Raw genomic sequence first — 15,857 nt, 5'->3', positions numbered from 1 at the left:
AAAAATGACGCTCTCGATTGTCCAGAGTTCGCACCTCGACCCGGACTCCATCAAGGCCACCATCAAGGTCTCGGAGGCCGCCGCCGGGCACGACCTGCCCGGCTTCCCGCAGCTCACGGAACGCATGGCCCACGGGTGGCATAAATATGGGTGGGTGGGCCGGCGGGTGGAGGGCTATGTCGCCTATCTCGACGGCGAGCCCGTCGCCCGGATGGAGCTGAACTTCCCGACGCTGGAAAACCTCAACAACATTTCCGTTCACATCGAGGTGGTACCAGCGATGCGCCGCCGCGGCATCGGCCGTGCGCTGTATGAAAAGGCGTTGGAGCGGGCGCGCGCCAACGATCGCGGGCACCTCCTGACCAACACGGTGTGGGCGCTGCCGGGCATCCAGGCGCACGACGGCGGCGCGGGCCCGGCCTTCGTCCAGGCGCTGGGCCTGCAGAGTGCCAACCTGCCCGAGGTCATGCGCCGCTTCGACCTGTCCACTCTGGACAATGCGAAGCTCGACGCACTCCTGGAAGCCGCAAAGGCCAAGGCATCCGGTTACCGCCTCGTGCAGTGGAAGGACACCGCGCCCGAGGAATACGTGGACGATATCGCCTACCTCGACTCGCGCCTGATCGAGGACGCGCCAATGGGCGACGTCGTCATGGAGCCGGAAAAGGTTGACGCGCAACGGGTCCGCGAGATCGAGCGGGTGGCGATGGCGCGCGGCCGGACCAGCTACCACACCGGCGTCGTGCACGAGGAGTCCGACGCCCTGGTCGCCTGGACCACGCTGGCCACGGACGACCTCGACTGGCACGGCTGGCAGCAGATCACCATCGTGGAGCCGCGCCACCGCGGCCACCGCCTCGGCGCACTGGTCAAGGTGGAAAACCTGCGCTACTTCCTGGCCCACGAACCGAGCGTGCGGGTCATCGACACGTTCAACGCGGCCGAGAACAGCTACATGATCTCGATCAACGAGGAGATGGGCTTCCGCCCGCTGTTCGCGTTCCAGAACTGGCAACGAGAGCTGTGACCAGCAGGCGCATCAGCTCCAGCGCGCGATTGGTCATCGGCCGGAGGACCTTCATCCGGGACAGCCCGATCAGGTCGTCCAGGTAGGGCACCGCCCGGTCGATGACCATCCGGGTGCGCGACTGCCCGCGGGAAGAGTCGTGCACCCAGAAGACGACGAGCCCGATCTGCCCGAGCCAGAGGATCTCGGGCAGCTCCTCGCGCAGCCGCGGGTCCATCTTCTGGCTCGTGCCGGCCACGAGCCGCCGGAACACGTCCAGTGCCATCTCGCGCGACGGCTCGGATTCCTTGCTGAACGGGCTGATCGGCGAGCCGGGCACGGCCGCCAGGCCGATCGCCTTGCCCGCGAACTGGTGGTGTGGCGCCCACACGTCGACCGCGGCGTGCAGGATCGCCTTGAGCTGGTCGGCGAACCCGCCGCCGGAGGCGAGGATCGGCTCCACGGCGGCCAGGTGCGCCCGCTGTATCTGCAGGTAGAACTCCTGCACCAGCGATTCCTTGGACGGGAAGTAGTAATAGGCGTTGCCGACCGATACGCCTGCGGCGCTCGCGATGGCCCGCATCGTGGTTTTTTCGTAGCCGAGCTCGCCGAAGAGCCGCACGGCCGTGTCCACGATCAGCTTGCGGGTCTGCTCGCCGCGCCCAAGTTCACTCAATGGCGTCCCTCCGCTTCGCTCCGCGGCGCATGCCTGTTGATTCCCCTCGGGCAAGCCCTCGGTTATCGATCGTCAACCTTATCCGCCTTGTCGGTAAGCAGGCGGGCGAGGGCGATCAGGAACATCACGGTCATTGGCCCCAGTGCCATGACGATCAATGCGGTTCTCATGGGTTCCTCCGCTTCGGCCGAACGGGGCCCAACCGGGGTGGGCCCCGTTCCCCCGTTGGTTGGTGGCTACTGAGGTGCGGCTAGGCCGGGCGCGTCCGGCGCGAAGCGGGGCGCGCGGTGCGGCGGGGGCGGCGCGAGTTGCGCGAGGTTCTGTTGCTGGAACCGCTTACGGAACCGGCTGAGCACGAGGATGTTGAGCACGTGCATGAGACCGAGCGCGAGCATGATGAGGCCGAGCTTCCACGCTCCGGTCTCCATCGCGTCGGTGGGCGTGATGATGCGCTCCGACGTCTGCATGAACAGGGCCACGTACCCCAAATTGATCAAATAGAAGCCCACCTGCAGGAGCTTGTTGACGGCGGTGGCGATCTCCTCGCTGGCGAAGGCGTCGCGCAGGAAGATCTGTCCATTGGCGAACAGCGTGCGCGCCACCCAGATGGTCAACAGGACGGTGATGGCCAGGTAAGCCAGGTACATCCAGAGCTTGGCGTCCATGTGTCCCTCTTTCTTGAACGTGTTCAAGTGGAGCGTAGGACATGACTTGAACACGTTCAAGTGTGCGCTCGGTCACCGGTCCGGCATGATGTGTACATGGACTTCTTCTCCACCCATGAGGAGCTTCTGACCACCGCGCTCCGGGCGATCTCCGAGCGTTCGTACTGGTCGGCCTATTCCGAGTCGCCGAGCCCCAAGGTCTACGGCGAGACCGCCGTCCCCGAGGGCAGGGCGGCGTTCCAGGCCCTGCTGGGCAAGGACTTCCCGCTTGACCAGCCCGCCGCGCAGCGGGTCGCGCCCGAGAAGTCGCCGCTGGGGATCGCGCTCGGCGTGAGTTATCCACAGACCCCTGTGGACACGCTGATCGCCCACGCCCGGCAGGCGCTGCCGGGCTGGCGCGACGCCGGGCCGCAGGGACGCGCCGGGGTGTGCCTGGAGATCCTCGCGCGCCTGCACAAGCGCGTCTTCGAGCTGGCCAACGCCGTGCACGCGACCACCGGGCAGCCGTTTGTCATGGCGTTCCAGGCGGGCGGGCCGCACGCGCTGGACCGCGCGCTGGAGGCGATCGCCTACGGCTACGCCGAGCAGACGCGCCAGGTCGGCTCGGTGACCTGGGTCAAGAAGGCCGACAGCCTGGACAAGACCTACCACCTCGCGCCGCGCGGCATCGGGCTCGTGATCGGCTGCAACACGTTCCCGACCTGGAACTCGTGGCCGGGCATGTTCGCATCGCTGATCACCGGCAACCCGGTGATCGTCAAGCCGCACCCGCGCGCCGTGCTGCCCCTCGCGATCAGCGTGCAGGTGGCGCGGGAGGTCCTGGCCGAGGCCGGCCTCGACCCCAACACCGTGCAGCTGGCCGTCGACACCGTCGACGCGCCCGTGACCAAGGAGCTCGCGCTGCGGCCCGAGGTCAAACTGATCGACTTCACCGGCTCGACCGCGTTCGGCGACTGGCTGGAGCAAAACGCTCGCCAGGCGCAGGTCTACACCGAGAAGGCCGGGGTCAACACCGTCGTCATCGACTCGACCGACAACCTCGACGGGATGGCGCGCAACCTGGCGTTCTCGCTGATCCTCTACAGCGGGCAGATGTGCACCACGCCGCAAAACCTGCTCATCCCGGCGCAGGGCATCCAGACCGATCAAGGCCATAAAAACTTTGACGATGTGGTACGAGCGATCGGCGCGGCCGTCTCGTCGATGCTCGCCGATCCGGCCAAGGCGGTCGAGCTCACCGGCGCGATCGTCAACGACGAGATTCCGGGGCGGATCGACCGGGCGCGCGGCATGGGCGAGGTCATGCTCGACTCGGCGCCGATCGCGCATCCGTCCTATCCGGACGCCGTCGTGCGGACCCCACTGATTGTGAAGGCGACCGACGGGTATGCCAGCGAGTGCTTCGGCCCGGTCAGCTTCGCCGTGCCCACCGAGTCCACTCAGGACAGCGTGCGCATCTTCCGCGAGACCATCGGCGAGAAGGGAGCACTGACCGCGGCCGTCTACAGCACGTCCGACGCGGTACTGGAGGAAATGGAAAAGGCCGCGGTAGACGTCGGCGTCCACCTTTCCGAAAACCTCACCGGCGGGGTCTTCGTCAACCAGTCGGCGGCGTTCTCCGACTTCCACGCCTCAGGCGCCAACCCGGCCGCGAATGCCACGCTCACAGATGGGGCATTTGTGGCATCGCGCTTCCGGATCGTCCAGTCTCGACGGCCGACCCCTGCATAAGGCCTGGTCAGGCTCCTCCGCTCCGGCCGTTATCAATTTTGGGTCTGTGCGAGGGGCCACCCCTTCGTGTAGCGTGCGGGAACGGTCGTATTGCGGCCGAGGGACGGGATCGCACCCGGCCCAGCACAAACGAAGTGAGGAAGTGCACAGTGGCACAGGGCAGCGTCAAGTGGTTCAACAGCGAGAAGGGCTACGGCTTCATCGCCGTCGATGGAGGTCCGGACGTCTTCGTCCACTTCTCGGCGATCCAGGCCGACGGCTACAAGACGCTTGAGGACGGACAGCGCGTCGAGTTCGATATCGCACAGGGCCAAAAAGGCCCGCAGGCGGAGCAGGTCCGGGTTATCGGCTGACGAGCCGAAATACTTTAAGACTTAAAGACTTCTGACGCAGAGCGAGAGGCGAGCCTCACGACGAGGCCGCCTCTCGCTTTTGCCGCTCACGGGAGCGACCCACTTGAATCCATACTCATCGCCCGAACCGCCATCTGGTGTGCCGCAGGGATTCTGCCACCGGAGTCGGCCTGTGAGGCGTCGATCCGGCATTCACGCTGGAGAATGACCCGTTGGTCAAGATTCCCGGCCTGGGCGTGGCCGGATGGTCCACAGTGCGGGCGCGGTCGTGCGGCGCCGTCGGCGTGCCTGCTGCTCATCATCCTTCTGGTCACCCACTTCGTGCCTGGTGCTGCCCTCACTGGTGGACATTTGATCAGGCGGCTCTAGCGCGATCGGCTTGCACTCGGGTGGGGAGAGTGCTAAACAGGGTATTGGCACTCGCCTTGGGTGAGTGCCAATGAACAAGACCAGAGTCGGGGCGGTGGGGCTGCCGAATGGTGGCAGTCGGTCGTCGCGGGCCAGCCGTCCGACCTTGCGATTTGTCCAGGAGGACAACGCCGTTATGGCCAAGATGATCGCGTTCGACGAAGAGGCGCGCCGCGGCCTCGAGCGGGGGATGAACATCCTCGCCGATGCCGTGAAGGTGACGCTGGGCCCGAAGGGCCGCAACGTCGTGCTCGAGAAGAAGTGGGGTGCCCCCACCATCACCAACGATGGTGTGAGCATCGCCAAGGAGATCGAGCTCGAAGACCCGTACGAGAAGATCGGCGCTGAGCTGGTCAAGGAGGTCGCGAAGAAGACCGACGACGTTGCCGGTGATGGCACGACGACGGCGACCGTCCTGGCCCAGGCGCTGGTTCGCGAGGGCCTGCGCAATGTCGCGGCCGGAGCAAACCCGATGTCGCTCAAGCGCGGCATCGAGGCCGCGGTTGCGTCCGTGGCCGAGGAGCTTTCCAAGCTCGCCAAGGACGTGGAGACCAAGGAGCAGATCGCGTCCACCGCGTCGATCTCCGCCGCGGACACCACGGTCGGCGAGATCATCGCCGAGGCGATGGACAAGGTCGGCAAGGAAGGCGTGATCACCGTCGAGGAGAGCAACACCTTCGGCCTTGAGCTTGAGCTCACCGAGGGTATGCGCTTCGACAAGGGCTACATCTCGGCCTACTTCATCACCGACACCGAGCGCATGGAGACGGTCCTTGAGGACCCCTACCTGCTGATCGTTAACAACAAGATCTCCAACGTCAAGGACATGCTGCCCATCCTCGAGAAGGTCATGCAGTCCGGCAAGCCGTTGGTGATGATCGCGGAGGACGTCGAGGGCGAGGCGCTGGCCACCCTGATCGTCAACAAGATCCGTGGCACCTTCAAGTCCGTCGCCGTCAAGGCTCCGGGCTTCGGCGACCGCCGCAAGGCCATGCTGCAGGACATCGCGATCCTGACCGGTGGCCAGGTCGTCTCCGAGGAGGTCGGCCTCAAGCTCGACTCGGTCGGGCTCGACATGCTGGGCCGCGCCCGCAAGGTCGTGGTCACCAAGGACGAGACCACCATCGTCGAGGGCGCGGGCGACGTCGACCAGATCAACGGCCGGGTCAACCAGATCCGTGCCGAGATCGAGAAGTCGGACTCCGACTACGACCGCGAGAAGCTGCAGGAGCGCCTGGCCAAGCTGGCCGGCGGCGTTGCGGTGATCAAGGTCGGCGCGGCCACCGAGGTGGAGCTCAAGGAGCGCAAGCACCGCATCGAGGACGCCGTTCGCAACGCGAAGGCGGCCGTCGAGGAGGGCATCGTCGCGGGTGGCGGCGTTGCGCTGGTGCAGGCCGGCAAGACCGCGTTCGAGAAGCTCGACCTCTCGGGCGACGAGGCGACCGGCGCCAACATCGTGAAGGTGGCGCTCGACGCCCCGCTGCGGCAGATCGCCGTCAACGCGGGCCTCGAGGGCGGCGTCGTCGCGGAGAAGGTGCGCAGCCTGGAGATCGGGCACGGCCTCGACGCGGCGACCGGCGAGTACGTTGACATGATCAAGGTCGGCATCATCGACCCGGCCAAGGTGACCCGTTCGGCGCTGCAAAACGCGGCCTCGATCGCGGGCCTGTTCCTCACCACCGAGGCCGTCGTCGCGGACAAGCCGGAGAAGGCTGCGGCCGCCCCGGCCAGCCCCGGCGGCGGAGACATGGACTTCTAAGAAGTTCCGCACGCAAGACAAGAGTCCGGCGTCCCATTGGGGGCGCCGGACTTTTTCGTTCGCCATAAACACTTCAGAAGCCTCGGAGGCCCCCTGACGGGGGACGCCTTTAGTCGAAATGCCCGATATGCTCCTTATGCGCAAGAGGCTGCACGCCTTTTCGCCTACCCCGATGTGGCTACTAGCCAAGGAGCACCCCCATGAAGCTGAACCTAGCCGGACTGCCAACCCGCAAAGCCCTGAGCGGTCTCGTGATCGGCGCAGCGACGGCCATGGCAATGATGCTGCCGGTCTCGCCTGCCCACGCGAAATTCGATCAGGTGTTGGGGTGGGGCACCAACGACACCTGGCAACTCGGCGACACCGACACGGCCGACCATTGGCGGCCCTCAAAGATGGCCGGTCTGACCGACGCGGACATCGTTGACCTGGCCGCGGGCGCTGACGGCCACGGGCACGGCCTCGCGCTGCTGGCCAACCGCACGGTCGTGGCGTGGGGCTGGAACTATTGGGGCCAGCTCGGCGACGGCATGAACGCCAACCGTGCCGTCCCGGCCGTGGTCTCGGAACTGAAAGATATCATCGCGATCGCGGCCGGTGGATTGCACAATCTCGCGCTGGCGGCCGACGGCACGGTGTGGGCCTGGGGCCACAACGGATACGGGCAGCTCGGAGACGGCAGCTACACCACCCGCTACACCCCCGTCCCAGTCGAGGGCCTGACCGGCGTCGTGGCCATCTCGGCGGGCCGATACCACAGCCTGGCGGTGCTGACCGACGGAACGGTGCGCGCGTGGGGCCTCAACAGCAACGGCGAACTCGGCGACGGCAGCAACACCAACCGCAACAACCCGGTAGCGGTGGCCGGCATCAACAACGCGCGCAATGTCGTGGGCGGATACGCGCACAGCATGGCGGTGCTCGCCGACGGCACCGTCCGCGCCTGGGGCTGGAACGCCACCGGGCAGCTCGGCGACGGCACAACCGCCGACCGCAACCTCCCGGTCACGGTGACTGGGCTGTCCGGAATCAAAGCGATCGACACCGCCAACCGCAGCAGCTACGCACTCGCCACGGACGGCACGGTCCGTGCCTGGGGCTGGAACGGCGAGGGCCAGCTCGGTGACGGAACCACCAACCAGCACAACATCCCCGTCCAGGTACACAACCTCACCGGCATCGTAAAGATCGCCAGCGGTGCGGAGTATGCCATCGCGCTGCGCTCCGACGGCGTAGTCCACGCATGGGGCCAGAACGGCGACGGGCAGCTGGGCGACGGTAGCAACACCAACCGCACACTGCCGGTCGTCGTCCTCGACCGGGTCAGCAACCTGAGCACGATCGCGGCCCCGGTCAACGGATTCTTCACCTACGCGGCCTGAACGACGACTCCGGCTCGTTCGCCCCATCGGTAGGGCGAACGAGCCGATTGAGCGACGCGCCAGTGTGGGAAACGCGGCGCAGCCGCATCGCGCCTGATCCGGCTGCGATGGCGCGCGTGCCCGCAGCGCTCATGTCCATACCGTATCGTGATACGGTATGGACATGAGCGGTTCGGGTTCCAGTCGCACGCGCCGCGCGGGCGGTGCCAGGCGCACGCTCGTGCTCGACCAGGTGATCGCGGTCATCGCCGACCGCGGCTACGCAGGCACTCGGTTCATTGACGTCTCCGAGGCATCGGGGGTGGCGGTCAGCACCTTGCAGGGCTATTTCGGTTCGCGCGAGGACATGCTGATCGAGGCAATGCGGCGCGCCACTTCCGTTGCCGTCGCTGCCATGCATGAGCTTGCGGCACGGTTCGACGACCCATGGCAGCAGTTGGTGGCGATGGTCGATCGGGGCCTGTCCACGAGCGTCGTGACCTGGCGGATGCTCATGGAGTTCTGGACCGCCGCCGCCCATGACGCCGAGTTGCAGGAACATGCCGCCGAACTGGCGAAGCAGTACCGGGAACCGTTCATTGACGCGGTGCGGCGAGGCGTCGAAGGCGGCGCCTTCACGCCGCGCTTCGAAGTCGCTGCGATTGTCGAGGTCGTCGTGGCGACCATTGTCGGTCAGCTCTACCCGGTCGTCCTGGGCCAACAAGCACCGCAGGACATGGACTATCGCGATGTCGTCCTCGCCCAGCTCGCCTTCGCGCTCTCGGCAAGCACGGACGACAGCCCGCCTGCGCCCAGTCAGGGTTGATATCGATCAATGTCCGTGGTGCGGCAATAGATCCCGACCACGTCTCGTGAACGCCACGGGACGGCCATTAACCGGGCGCAAGAAGCGCGCCCATCACACAGGAGAGGTGACCCAGTTGTCCCATACCATCGTCAACCCGGACGGTTTGCACGACCCGGTTCCGTACGGCTACAGCCACACCGCCGCCATCCCGGCCGGCACGGAGCTGGTGCTCGTCGCGGGCCAGTACGGATCGAGCGCGGACGGCGCGGTCGTCTCGGCCGACTTCGCCGAGCAGGTGCGGCAGACCTTCCGCAACATCGGCGTCGCTCTTGCCGCGCATGGGCTCGACCTCAGCCACGTCGTCCAGCTCAGGACGTATGTGGTGAACCACGACGTCAGCAAGCTCGGGCCAATAGCCGGTGCGGTGCAGGAGGTCTGGGGTTCGAAGCCACCCACGCAAACCCTGATCGGGGTCGCGAGCCTGGCAACGCCCGACGTGCTGTTCGAGGTCGAAGCCGTCGCCGCCCGGCCCTAGCGTCATTGCTCTGGGCGGCATCATCTGACGCCGCCCAGAGCTGCCATGAACCGGCAGGAGCAGCAGGCAGGTGGGTGATTCGGTGCTCAGGATGACGACAATCGGCGTCTATGGCTTCGACGGCGAGTCCTTCCTCCAACGACTGCGGGAGGCGAACGTCCGCCTGCTGCTCGACGTACGTCAGCGCCGTGGCGTCCGCGGACCCGAGTACGCCTGGGCGAACTCACGTCGGCTGCAGGCGGCCCTCGCCCAGGCCCGGATCGCCTACGAGCACCACCCTGAGCTCGCCCCGACCACCGAGCTACGTCAGCTCCAGTACGCCGAGGACGACCGCCACGGGGTCGGCAAGCGCTCGCGCCGCGAGCTCGCCGCCGAGTACACCCGCCGCTACACCACCGAGATCCTCGACCGCGCCGACCTCACGCCGATCGTGTCGGCGCTACCCAGTAGCGGGATCGCGGCGCTGTTCTGCGTTGAGCGCGATCCTGAGGCTTGCCACCGCTCGTTGATCGCCCAGCGGTTGACCGAGCAGCACCGTGTCACGATCGAGCACCTGCGCCCGTTGGAGCACGGGTGACGGCTACATGGTTTCGAGTTCGCGGCCTTTGGTCTCGCGGACTGCCCGTGCCACGAAGATGAAGGCCAGCAAGGCAAACGAAGCGTAGAGGCCGTAGGCGAGGGTGAGCCCGATGTCGGACAGCGCCGGGAAGGTCACGGTGATCAGCCAGTTGGAGACCCATTGGGCGGAGGCGGCGACGGCCAGGGCCGTGACGCGGATGACGTTGTTGAACATCTCGCCGAGCAGCACCCACACGACCGGGCCCCAGCTCATGCCGAATGCCACCACATAGAGGTTGGCGGCGACGAGCGCGACCTTGTCGATGCCGGGCGGGAGTTTCGTGACCGTCTCGCCAAGGACGTTGACGGTCTGTGTGGCGTGCGAGAAGCACCAGGCCATCACGCCCAGGGTGAGCACCATGCCGGCCGCGCCTATGAGCAGCAAGGGTTTCCGGCCGATCCGGTCGACGAGCGCGATGGCGATCAGCGTGGTGACGATGTTGGTGACGCTCGTGATTACGGTGATGAGCAGCGCGTGGGATTGGCTGAACCCGACCGACGCCCACAGCGACGCGGAGTAGTAGAAGATGACGTTGATGCCGACGAACTGCTGGAACATCGATAGCAGGATGCCCACCCACACGATGGGCAGCAGCCCGAGGCGGGGTCCTTTCAGGACGGACATCCGGATCTGATCGGCCGCACCGGCGAGCGTCCGCTTGATCTCGCGGATGCGCAGATCGACATCGCCACCCACGACCTTGCTCAAGACGGCACGGGCCAGCTCGTCCTTGCCGCGCCGCACGAGGTACCGCGGAGATTCGGGGATTTTCAAAGCGAGCACGGCGTAGGCGATCGCCGGAATCGCGGCGGACGCGAACATCCACCGCCATGCCGCGCCGCCCCACGGCACGGATGCGCCCGGGTCGCCGCCCGCGGCCTGTGCGAGCAGGTAGTCGACCAGCAGCGCGACGAAGATGCCCAGCACGATGGCCAACTGCTGCAACGATCCCAGCCGTCCGCGCATGTGCGCGGGGGAGATCTCGGCGATGTACGCGGGCGCGATCACGCTGGCCGCACCGACGCCCAGCCCGCCGACGACACGCCAGATGGTGAGGTCCCACGCCGCGAACGCGAGGCCCGAGCCGATCGCGCTGGCGATGAACATGGCGGCCGCGATGAGCATGACCCGTACGCGCCCCACCCGGTCGGCGACCGGGCCGGCGAACCAGGCGCCCACCGCGCAGCCGAGCAGCGCCGACGACACGACGAACCCGAGCACCACGCTGCCGAGCGCGAACTCCCGCTTCAGGGCGTCGACCGTGCCGTTGATGACGGACGTGTCGTACCCGAAAAGGAAACCACCCACGGCGGCCGCAGCGGCGATCATGATAGCGGCGCCCGCGTGGTGGCGGGTTTCAGCCGGCCGTTCGTCCAGCATTTCACTATCGTCTCGGACGAAGCCGCCTTTGAGAGCTAAGCGATGAAAAACGCACCAATGCGCGAAAACTCTGCTAAAGCTGTTTGGTGAAGAGGAAGAAGACCCGGTCGATGATGGCGTCGGCGGCGTTGGCGTAGAACGGCACCGGGCCGACCCAGCCGATTTGGGCGCTGGTGAGCCCGAGCGCGGCCTGATCGTCGAGGCACAGCCGAAGCAGCACGCTCCCGAGGCCGGTCCCCGAGGCGGCCGGCAGCGTGCCCATGGGCCCGAACCAGCTCGGCCTGCACCCGCCCCACGCCGCGAACGCGATGGGATGCTCGCCCCGGAAAGCCGCGTGCACCCCACCCTTGGAGAAGGCGCGCTCCACCTCGACCGTCCAAGCCGGACCCCACTGCTCGTGCACCATGGGCAGTAACAGCTCCAGGTCGGCCTCTGCCACGCGCCGGATCACCACGCCCTCCGGCGCCGGGCGCGCGGGCCGCGGCTTGACCGGCAGCTGCGCGGTCATGTTCCAGGCGGTGCGCTCGTGGGTGTACCCGGCCGCGGTCAGCGCGCAGATCGCGGCCGTGTAGTGCACGTCCACCCCCGGCCACGCGTAATCGGGCGCATTGCCCGCCACCTTGATCGTGCCGAGCCCGCGCTTCTTGGCCTGCCGCTCGACGTCGGCGAGCAGCCCGCGGGCGATGCCCTGCCTGCGCACGGCCGGGTCGACCAGCAGCAGGTCCAGATGCGCGACGGCCTCGTCCTTGTGTCCCGCGCTGGCGAGCGCGACGCCCTGCAGCTTGCCGTCCACTTCGGACACGGCGCCGAATGTGGCGCGGGTCAGGATGTCGACGATCGCCTCCGCCTCCGCGGCGTCTTGCGGCAAAAGGCAGCGTTTGGCGAGCTCGATGACTGCTGCTCGGTGCGCGGGTGTGTACACGGCTGGCGAGACTACCCGATGGCGGCGCGGTGTTCGCGAGTCGCGCCCTCTTGCGCGGGCGGGCTACCCGATGGCGGCCATCGCGTTCACGATCCCGGCGCCCGCGTCCTCGTCATCGCCGCACGTCGGTGTGCCCACCACCGGCTCCGCGGTGTCTTCGAGCAGGCGATAGGTGGCATCCAGGTCGCCCACGAGGGCGGGCCGGGCCGACCACAGCAGCGCGATCACTCCCGCCACGTGGGGCGTGGCCATCGACGTGCCGCTCTGTCTGGCGTACGTGCCGCCGGGCATGGCGGAGAGCACCTCGTCGCCGGGCGCGGAGATGTCGGGCTTGCCCGACGCAGGCTGACCACGGCTGGAGAACGGCGCCACCTGGCCCGCCTCGTTGACCGCCGCGACCGTGAAGGCGGCCGGGTCGGGCGCGGGCGGGTCGTTGATGGAGCCACACCGGTCGCCCTCGTTGCCCGCCGCGGCGACGAACGCGATCCCGGCCGCCGCGAGCGCGTCGGTCGCCGGGCGCATGGTCTCGTAGTCGCACCCCTCGACCGGCGGGCACCCCCACGAGTTGGTCAGCACATGCGGTGCCCGTGCGGGGCGCCCGTCGGTGAACGGGTCGCCGCCGTGCGGGAACGGCGCGAGCATGAATTGCAGGCAGTCCAGATACAGCGAGGGACTGCCGAGCCCACGGTCCAGGTTGGCGCACGCGATCCACTGGGCGTCGGGCGCGACCCCGACGTTTTGCCTGCCCACGGCCGTGGCGAGGGTGTGCGTGCCGTGGCCGTTGCGGTCGCTCGGGGTCCTGCTGTTGTTCCACGCGTCAAACCAGGAGTCGTCGCCGCCCCGGAAGTTGCCGCGCAGCGCGGGATGCTCCAGGTCCGCGCCGGAGTCGGAACCGCCGACGACAATGCCACGGCCGGTGTGGCCCTGATCCCACGCCTGCGTAGCGCCGACCATCTGGACGTTCCACTGTGGACGGTCGGGTGGTGCGGTCACGTCGCCGCGCGAGGCCGGGATCGGCCGGGGCAGGGGGCGCAGGCGCTGGTCGAGCAGCACACGGTCGACGTCGTCGCGCAGCGCAAGCCACGCCCGTGTCTCCGGGCCGCCGGTCACCATGATGCCATTGACCAGATAGTACGGCCGGTAGCGCAGGCGGAACCGGTCGAGTTCGCCGCGCAGGTCTTTTTGCGTGCGGTTGGCGTGCTCGACCAGCTGTTGATAGACGGCCGTCACCCGGGCGTCGCGGCCCGCGCCGACCCCGGTGGTCGTGGGCAGGCCGGCCAGCGACGCCTGCTCCTTCATGACCACGAACAACTGGTCGCCGTAGAAGCCCGGCTGGCCGCCAACCGCATATAGCGTGCCCGCGCCGAGCGTCGCGACGATCGCCGCCGCCACACCGGCCCTCGGGTTGAGCGGGAGCAGATAAACCACGCCCACCAGCAGGCCGATCACCAGGGACGCGCCCGCCGCGAGCGCTGCCCAATAGGTGATCTCGTTTTCGAGTAGGAACAGGTTGACCTCGACCGGGTCGACGAACCCCAGCGGCCCGAACGCCGCGACCCCGATCATCGGCCAGGCCCGCCTGAGCGCGGCCGCGGCGAACGCCAGCGGCGGCAGCACGAGGATGAGCAGGACCTGCGCCCCGTTGCCGCCCGCTGCGGCGGCCAACAGCGTCAGCGCGACGCCCGCCACCAGCCCGCCGACCACCACGCGCTGGGCTTTGGACCTGTCGTAGACCGCCCAGAAGCCATCGTCCACAGTGGACGCGGCGAGCAGGCCGAGCCCCGCCGACGCGGTCAGCGCGAAGAACGTCTCCAGCCAGCCGCCGAGCCCGCCCACCCACAGAAACGGGGCCAGCGCCAGCAAACCGGCCACCACGCCCCAGCCCGAGAATCCCCACGGACCACGGCGCAGCACGAACGCCGCGATCGCGACGATCACTGTGAAGGCGGCCAGGAACCACACGTTCTGCGTGCCGGGCAGCGCGCGCAGGGCCGTCCCCGCGGCCAGCAGCCCGCTGCCGATCGCCCACGCCCGACCCGCCGACCGCGACGGCGTGTGCTTCGTCAGCGTGGCGAGGAGCACGGAAGGTACCCCTGCGAAAATGGCGAGAACAAGCCCCCCGATCGGCCACACGAGCGCGGGCATCTCCACCCCGACGGCCATCATGATCTGGGCCGCGAACCACCCGGTCGCCTGGCCGGCGACGGCCAGAAAGACCAGCCAGATCCCCAGGAATACGGCCGAGACGATGGCACCGGTATGCGAGGGACTGCGCGGCGATTGATACCAGGTCGGATCGGTCACGTCCGCACGGTACCGTGGCTGCATGCGAGACCGCAGCGAGTCCCGCTACGCCGCGGGCGCCCTGTCTCCCCGGCGGGCGGAAGCCGACCTGCGCCGGCTGCGTGAGGAGGAGTTCGACGTCCTCATCGTGGGTGGCGGGGTGACCGGTGCCGGCGCGGCGCTCGACGCCGCCTCGCGTGGGCTGCGGGTCGCCCTGATCGAGGCGCGCGACCTGGCCAGCGGCACGTCGTCGCGATCGTCCAAACTCATCCATGGCGGCCTTCGTTACCTGGAGCAGCTGGAGTTTCCGCTGGTGCACGAGGCGTTGCGGGAGCGCGGCCTGCTCGCGACGCTGCTGGCTCCACATCTCGTGCGGCCCGTGCCGTTTCTGGTGCCGCTGCCCGAGGACGGCCCGCTGAGCAAGGCGTGGCATCGAGCCTACTACGGCGCCGGGGTTGCGCTCTATGACGCGTTCGCGGGCGTGGCAGGCCATGGGCGGGGCATGCCCTTGCACAAGCACCTGACCGCGGCCGGGGCGCGTCGGCTGTTCCCGTCGCTGAAGGAAAGCGCGGTGTCGGGCGCGATCCGTTACCACGACGGGCAGGTCGATGACGCGCGGTTCGTGGTGACGCTGGCGCGCACGGCCGCGAGCCTCGGCGCCGCCGTGGTCACCGGTGTGCAGGCGGTCGGGCTTGCCCGCGACGCGCGCGAGGTGACCGGAGTGGTGGTGGATCAGGGTTTTACCATCCGGGCCCGCACGGTGATCGCTGCGACCGGGGTGTGGAGCGACGACGTGTCGTCGTGGCTGCCCGATGCGCGGGTGGGCCTGCGGGTGCGGGCTTCGAAGGGCGTGCACCTGGTCGTGCCGCGCTCGGCGATCACGGGCGAGGCCGGGCTGATTCTGCGCACGCCCAAGAGCGTGCTGTTCGTGATCCCATGGGGCGGGCACTGGATCATCGGGACCACCGACACCGAGTGGGCACTGGACCGCGCCCACCCGGCCGCGTCCGCCGCGGACATCGAATATCTGCTCGATCAGGTCAATCTTGTTCTCGAACGACCGCTTTCCGCTGGGGATATCGAGGGGGTGTACGCAGGCCTCCGCCCGCTGCTCTCGGGCGAGCGCGACGAGACGTCCGCCCTGTCGCGCGAGCACGCCGTGGTCGAGCCGCTGCTGGGCCTGCTCCTGGTGGCGGGCGGCAAATTCACCACCTATCGCGTGATGGCGCAGGACGTGGTCGACCGGGCGGCGCGGCGGCTGCCGGGCACCCGCCCGAGCGCCACCGACCGGCTGCCGCTGCTGGGCGCGGACGGCTGGCACGCCATGTGGCGCGACCGGGCCGACCTGGCG

At 68.1% G+C, this 15,857-nt stretch carries 14 protein-coding genes; 9 read left to right on the top strand and 5 right to left on the bottom strand.

Going from position 1 to position 15,857, the window contains the following annotated elements; translation table 11 throughout:
• The first annotated feature begins 4 nt into the window (after positions 1–4).
• A complete protein-coding gene (locus DM816_RS08920; RefSeq protein WP_117209676.1) occupies positions 5–1,027 on the top strand; it encodes a GNAT family N-acetyltransferase in 1,023 nt (340 codons plus the stop codon).
• Here DM816_RS08920 and DM816_RS08915 read toward each other — a convergent pair.
• Together DM816_RS08915 and DM816_RS08910 are read right to left on the bottom strand one after the other, a co-directional pair.
• Complete coding sequence (locus DM816_RS08915) at positions 966–1,682, bottom strand: TetR/AcrR family transcriptional regulator (RefSeq protein WP_117209675.1); 717 nt, start codon at positions 1,680–1,682, stop codon at positions 966–968. The genes DM816_RS08920 and DM816_RS08915 overlap by 62 nt on opposite strands.
• Before the next feature lie 236 nt (positions 1,683–1,918).
• Positions 1,919–2,347: a hypothetical protein gene (locus DM816_RS08910; protein ID WP_117209674.1), complete on the bottom strand. Its 429-nt coding sequence runs from the start codon at positions 2,345–2,347 to the stop codon at positions 1,919–1,921.
• 96 nt (positions 2,348–2,443) lie between these two features.
• Between DM816_RS08910 and paaN the strand changes: the two genes are divergently transcribed.
• From paaN to DM816_RS08875, 7 genes are all read left to right on the top strand, one after another.
• Positions 2,444–4,078: a phenylacetic acid degradation protein PaaN gene (gene paaN / locus DM816_RS08905; RefSeq protein WP_117209713.1), complete on the top strand. Its 1,635-nt coding sequence runs from the start codon at positions 2,444–2,446 to the stop codon at positions 4,076–4,078.
• 149 nt (positions 4,079–4,227) lie between these two features.
• Positions 4,228–4,431 carry a cold-shock protein gene (locus DM816_RS08900; protein ID WP_117209673.1) on the top strand — a complete coding sequence of 68 codons (204 nt, stop codon included), beginning with the start codon at positions 4,228–4,230 and terminating at the stop codon, positions 4,429–4,431.
• A gap of 544 nt (positions 4,432–4,975) precedes the next feature.
• Positions 4,976–6,598, top strand: coding sequence for a chaperonin GroEL (gene groL, locus DM816_RS08895; RefSeq protein ID WP_117209672.1), 1,623 nt, complete (start codon positions 4,976–4,978; stop codon positions 6,596–6,598).
• A 200-nt stretch (positions 6,599–6,798) separates the two neighbouring features.
• Positions 6,799–7,980 carry an RCC1 domain-containing protein gene (locus DM816_RS08890; protein ID WP_117209671.1) on the top strand — a complete coding sequence of 394 codons (1,182 nt, stop codon included), beginning with the start codon at positions 6,799–6,801 and terminating at the stop codon, positions 7,978–7,980.
• Positions 7,981–8,137: 157 nt separating this feature from the next.
• Positions 8,138–8,785: a TetR/AcrR family transcriptional regulator gene (locus DM816_RS08885; protein ID WP_211588601.1), complete on the top strand. Its 648-nt coding sequence runs from the start codon at positions 8,138–8,140 to the stop codon at positions 8,783–8,785.
• 115 nt (positions 8,786–8,900) lie between these two features.
• Positions 8,901–9,302: a RidA family protein gene (locus tag DM816_RS08880; RefSeq protein WP_117209711.1), complete on the top strand. Its 402-nt coding sequence runs from the start codon at positions 8,901–8,903 to the stop codon at positions 9,300–9,302.
• A 91-nt stretch (positions 9,303–9,393) separates the two neighbouring features.
• A complete protein-coding gene (locus DM816_RS08875) occupies positions 9,394–9,879 on the top strand; it encodes a DUF488 domain-containing protein (protein WP_246001736.1) in 486 nt (161 codons plus the stop codon).
• A 3-nt stretch (positions 9,880–9,882) separates the two neighbouring features.
• Here DM816_RS08875 and DM816_RS08870 read toward each other — a convergent pair whose 3' ends face one another.
• The 3 genes from DM816_RS08870 to DM816_RS08860 all read right to left on the bottom strand — a co-directional run bounded on the left by DM816_RS08870 (position 9,883) and on the right by DM816_RS08860 (position 14,527).
• On the bottom strand, positions 9,883–11,301 hold the full coding sequence (locus DM816_RS08870) for a sugar porter family MFS transporter (protein ID WP_117209669.1): 1,419 nt from the start codon (positions 11,299–11,301) through the stop codon (positions 9,883–9,885).
• Positions 11,302–11,374: 73 nt separating this feature from the next.
• On the bottom strand, positions 11,375–12,223 hold the full coding sequence (locus tag DM816_RS08865) for a GNAT family N-acetyltransferase (RefSeq protein WP_117209668.1): 849 nt from the start codon (positions 12,221–12,223) through the stop codon (positions 11,375–11,377).
• Between the two features lie 63 nt (positions 12,224–12,286).
• Complete coding sequence (locus DM816_RS08860) at positions 12,287–14,527, bottom strand: S8 family serine peptidase (RefSeq protein ID WP_246001734.1); 2,241 nt, start codon at positions 14,525–14,527, stop codon at positions 12,287–12,289.
• Positions 14,528–14,549: 22 nt separating this feature from the next.
• Here DM816_RS08860 and DM816_RS08855 point away from each other — a divergent pair.
• A partial coding sequence (locus DM816_RS08855) for a glycerol-3-phosphate dehydrogenase/oxidase (protein WP_162907261.1) occupies positions 14,550–15,857 on the top strand: 1,308 nt, incomplete at its 3' end.

Source organism: Allorhizocola rhizosphaerae, assembly GCF_003426775.1.
Classification (GTDB): Bacteria; Actinomycetota; Actinomycetes; order Mycobacteriales; family Micromonosporaceae; genus Allorhizocola; species Allorhizocola rhizosphaerae.
Note: the sequence above shows the minus strand (reverse complement) of the source record. Positions and strands in the feature narration are given on the sequence as shown.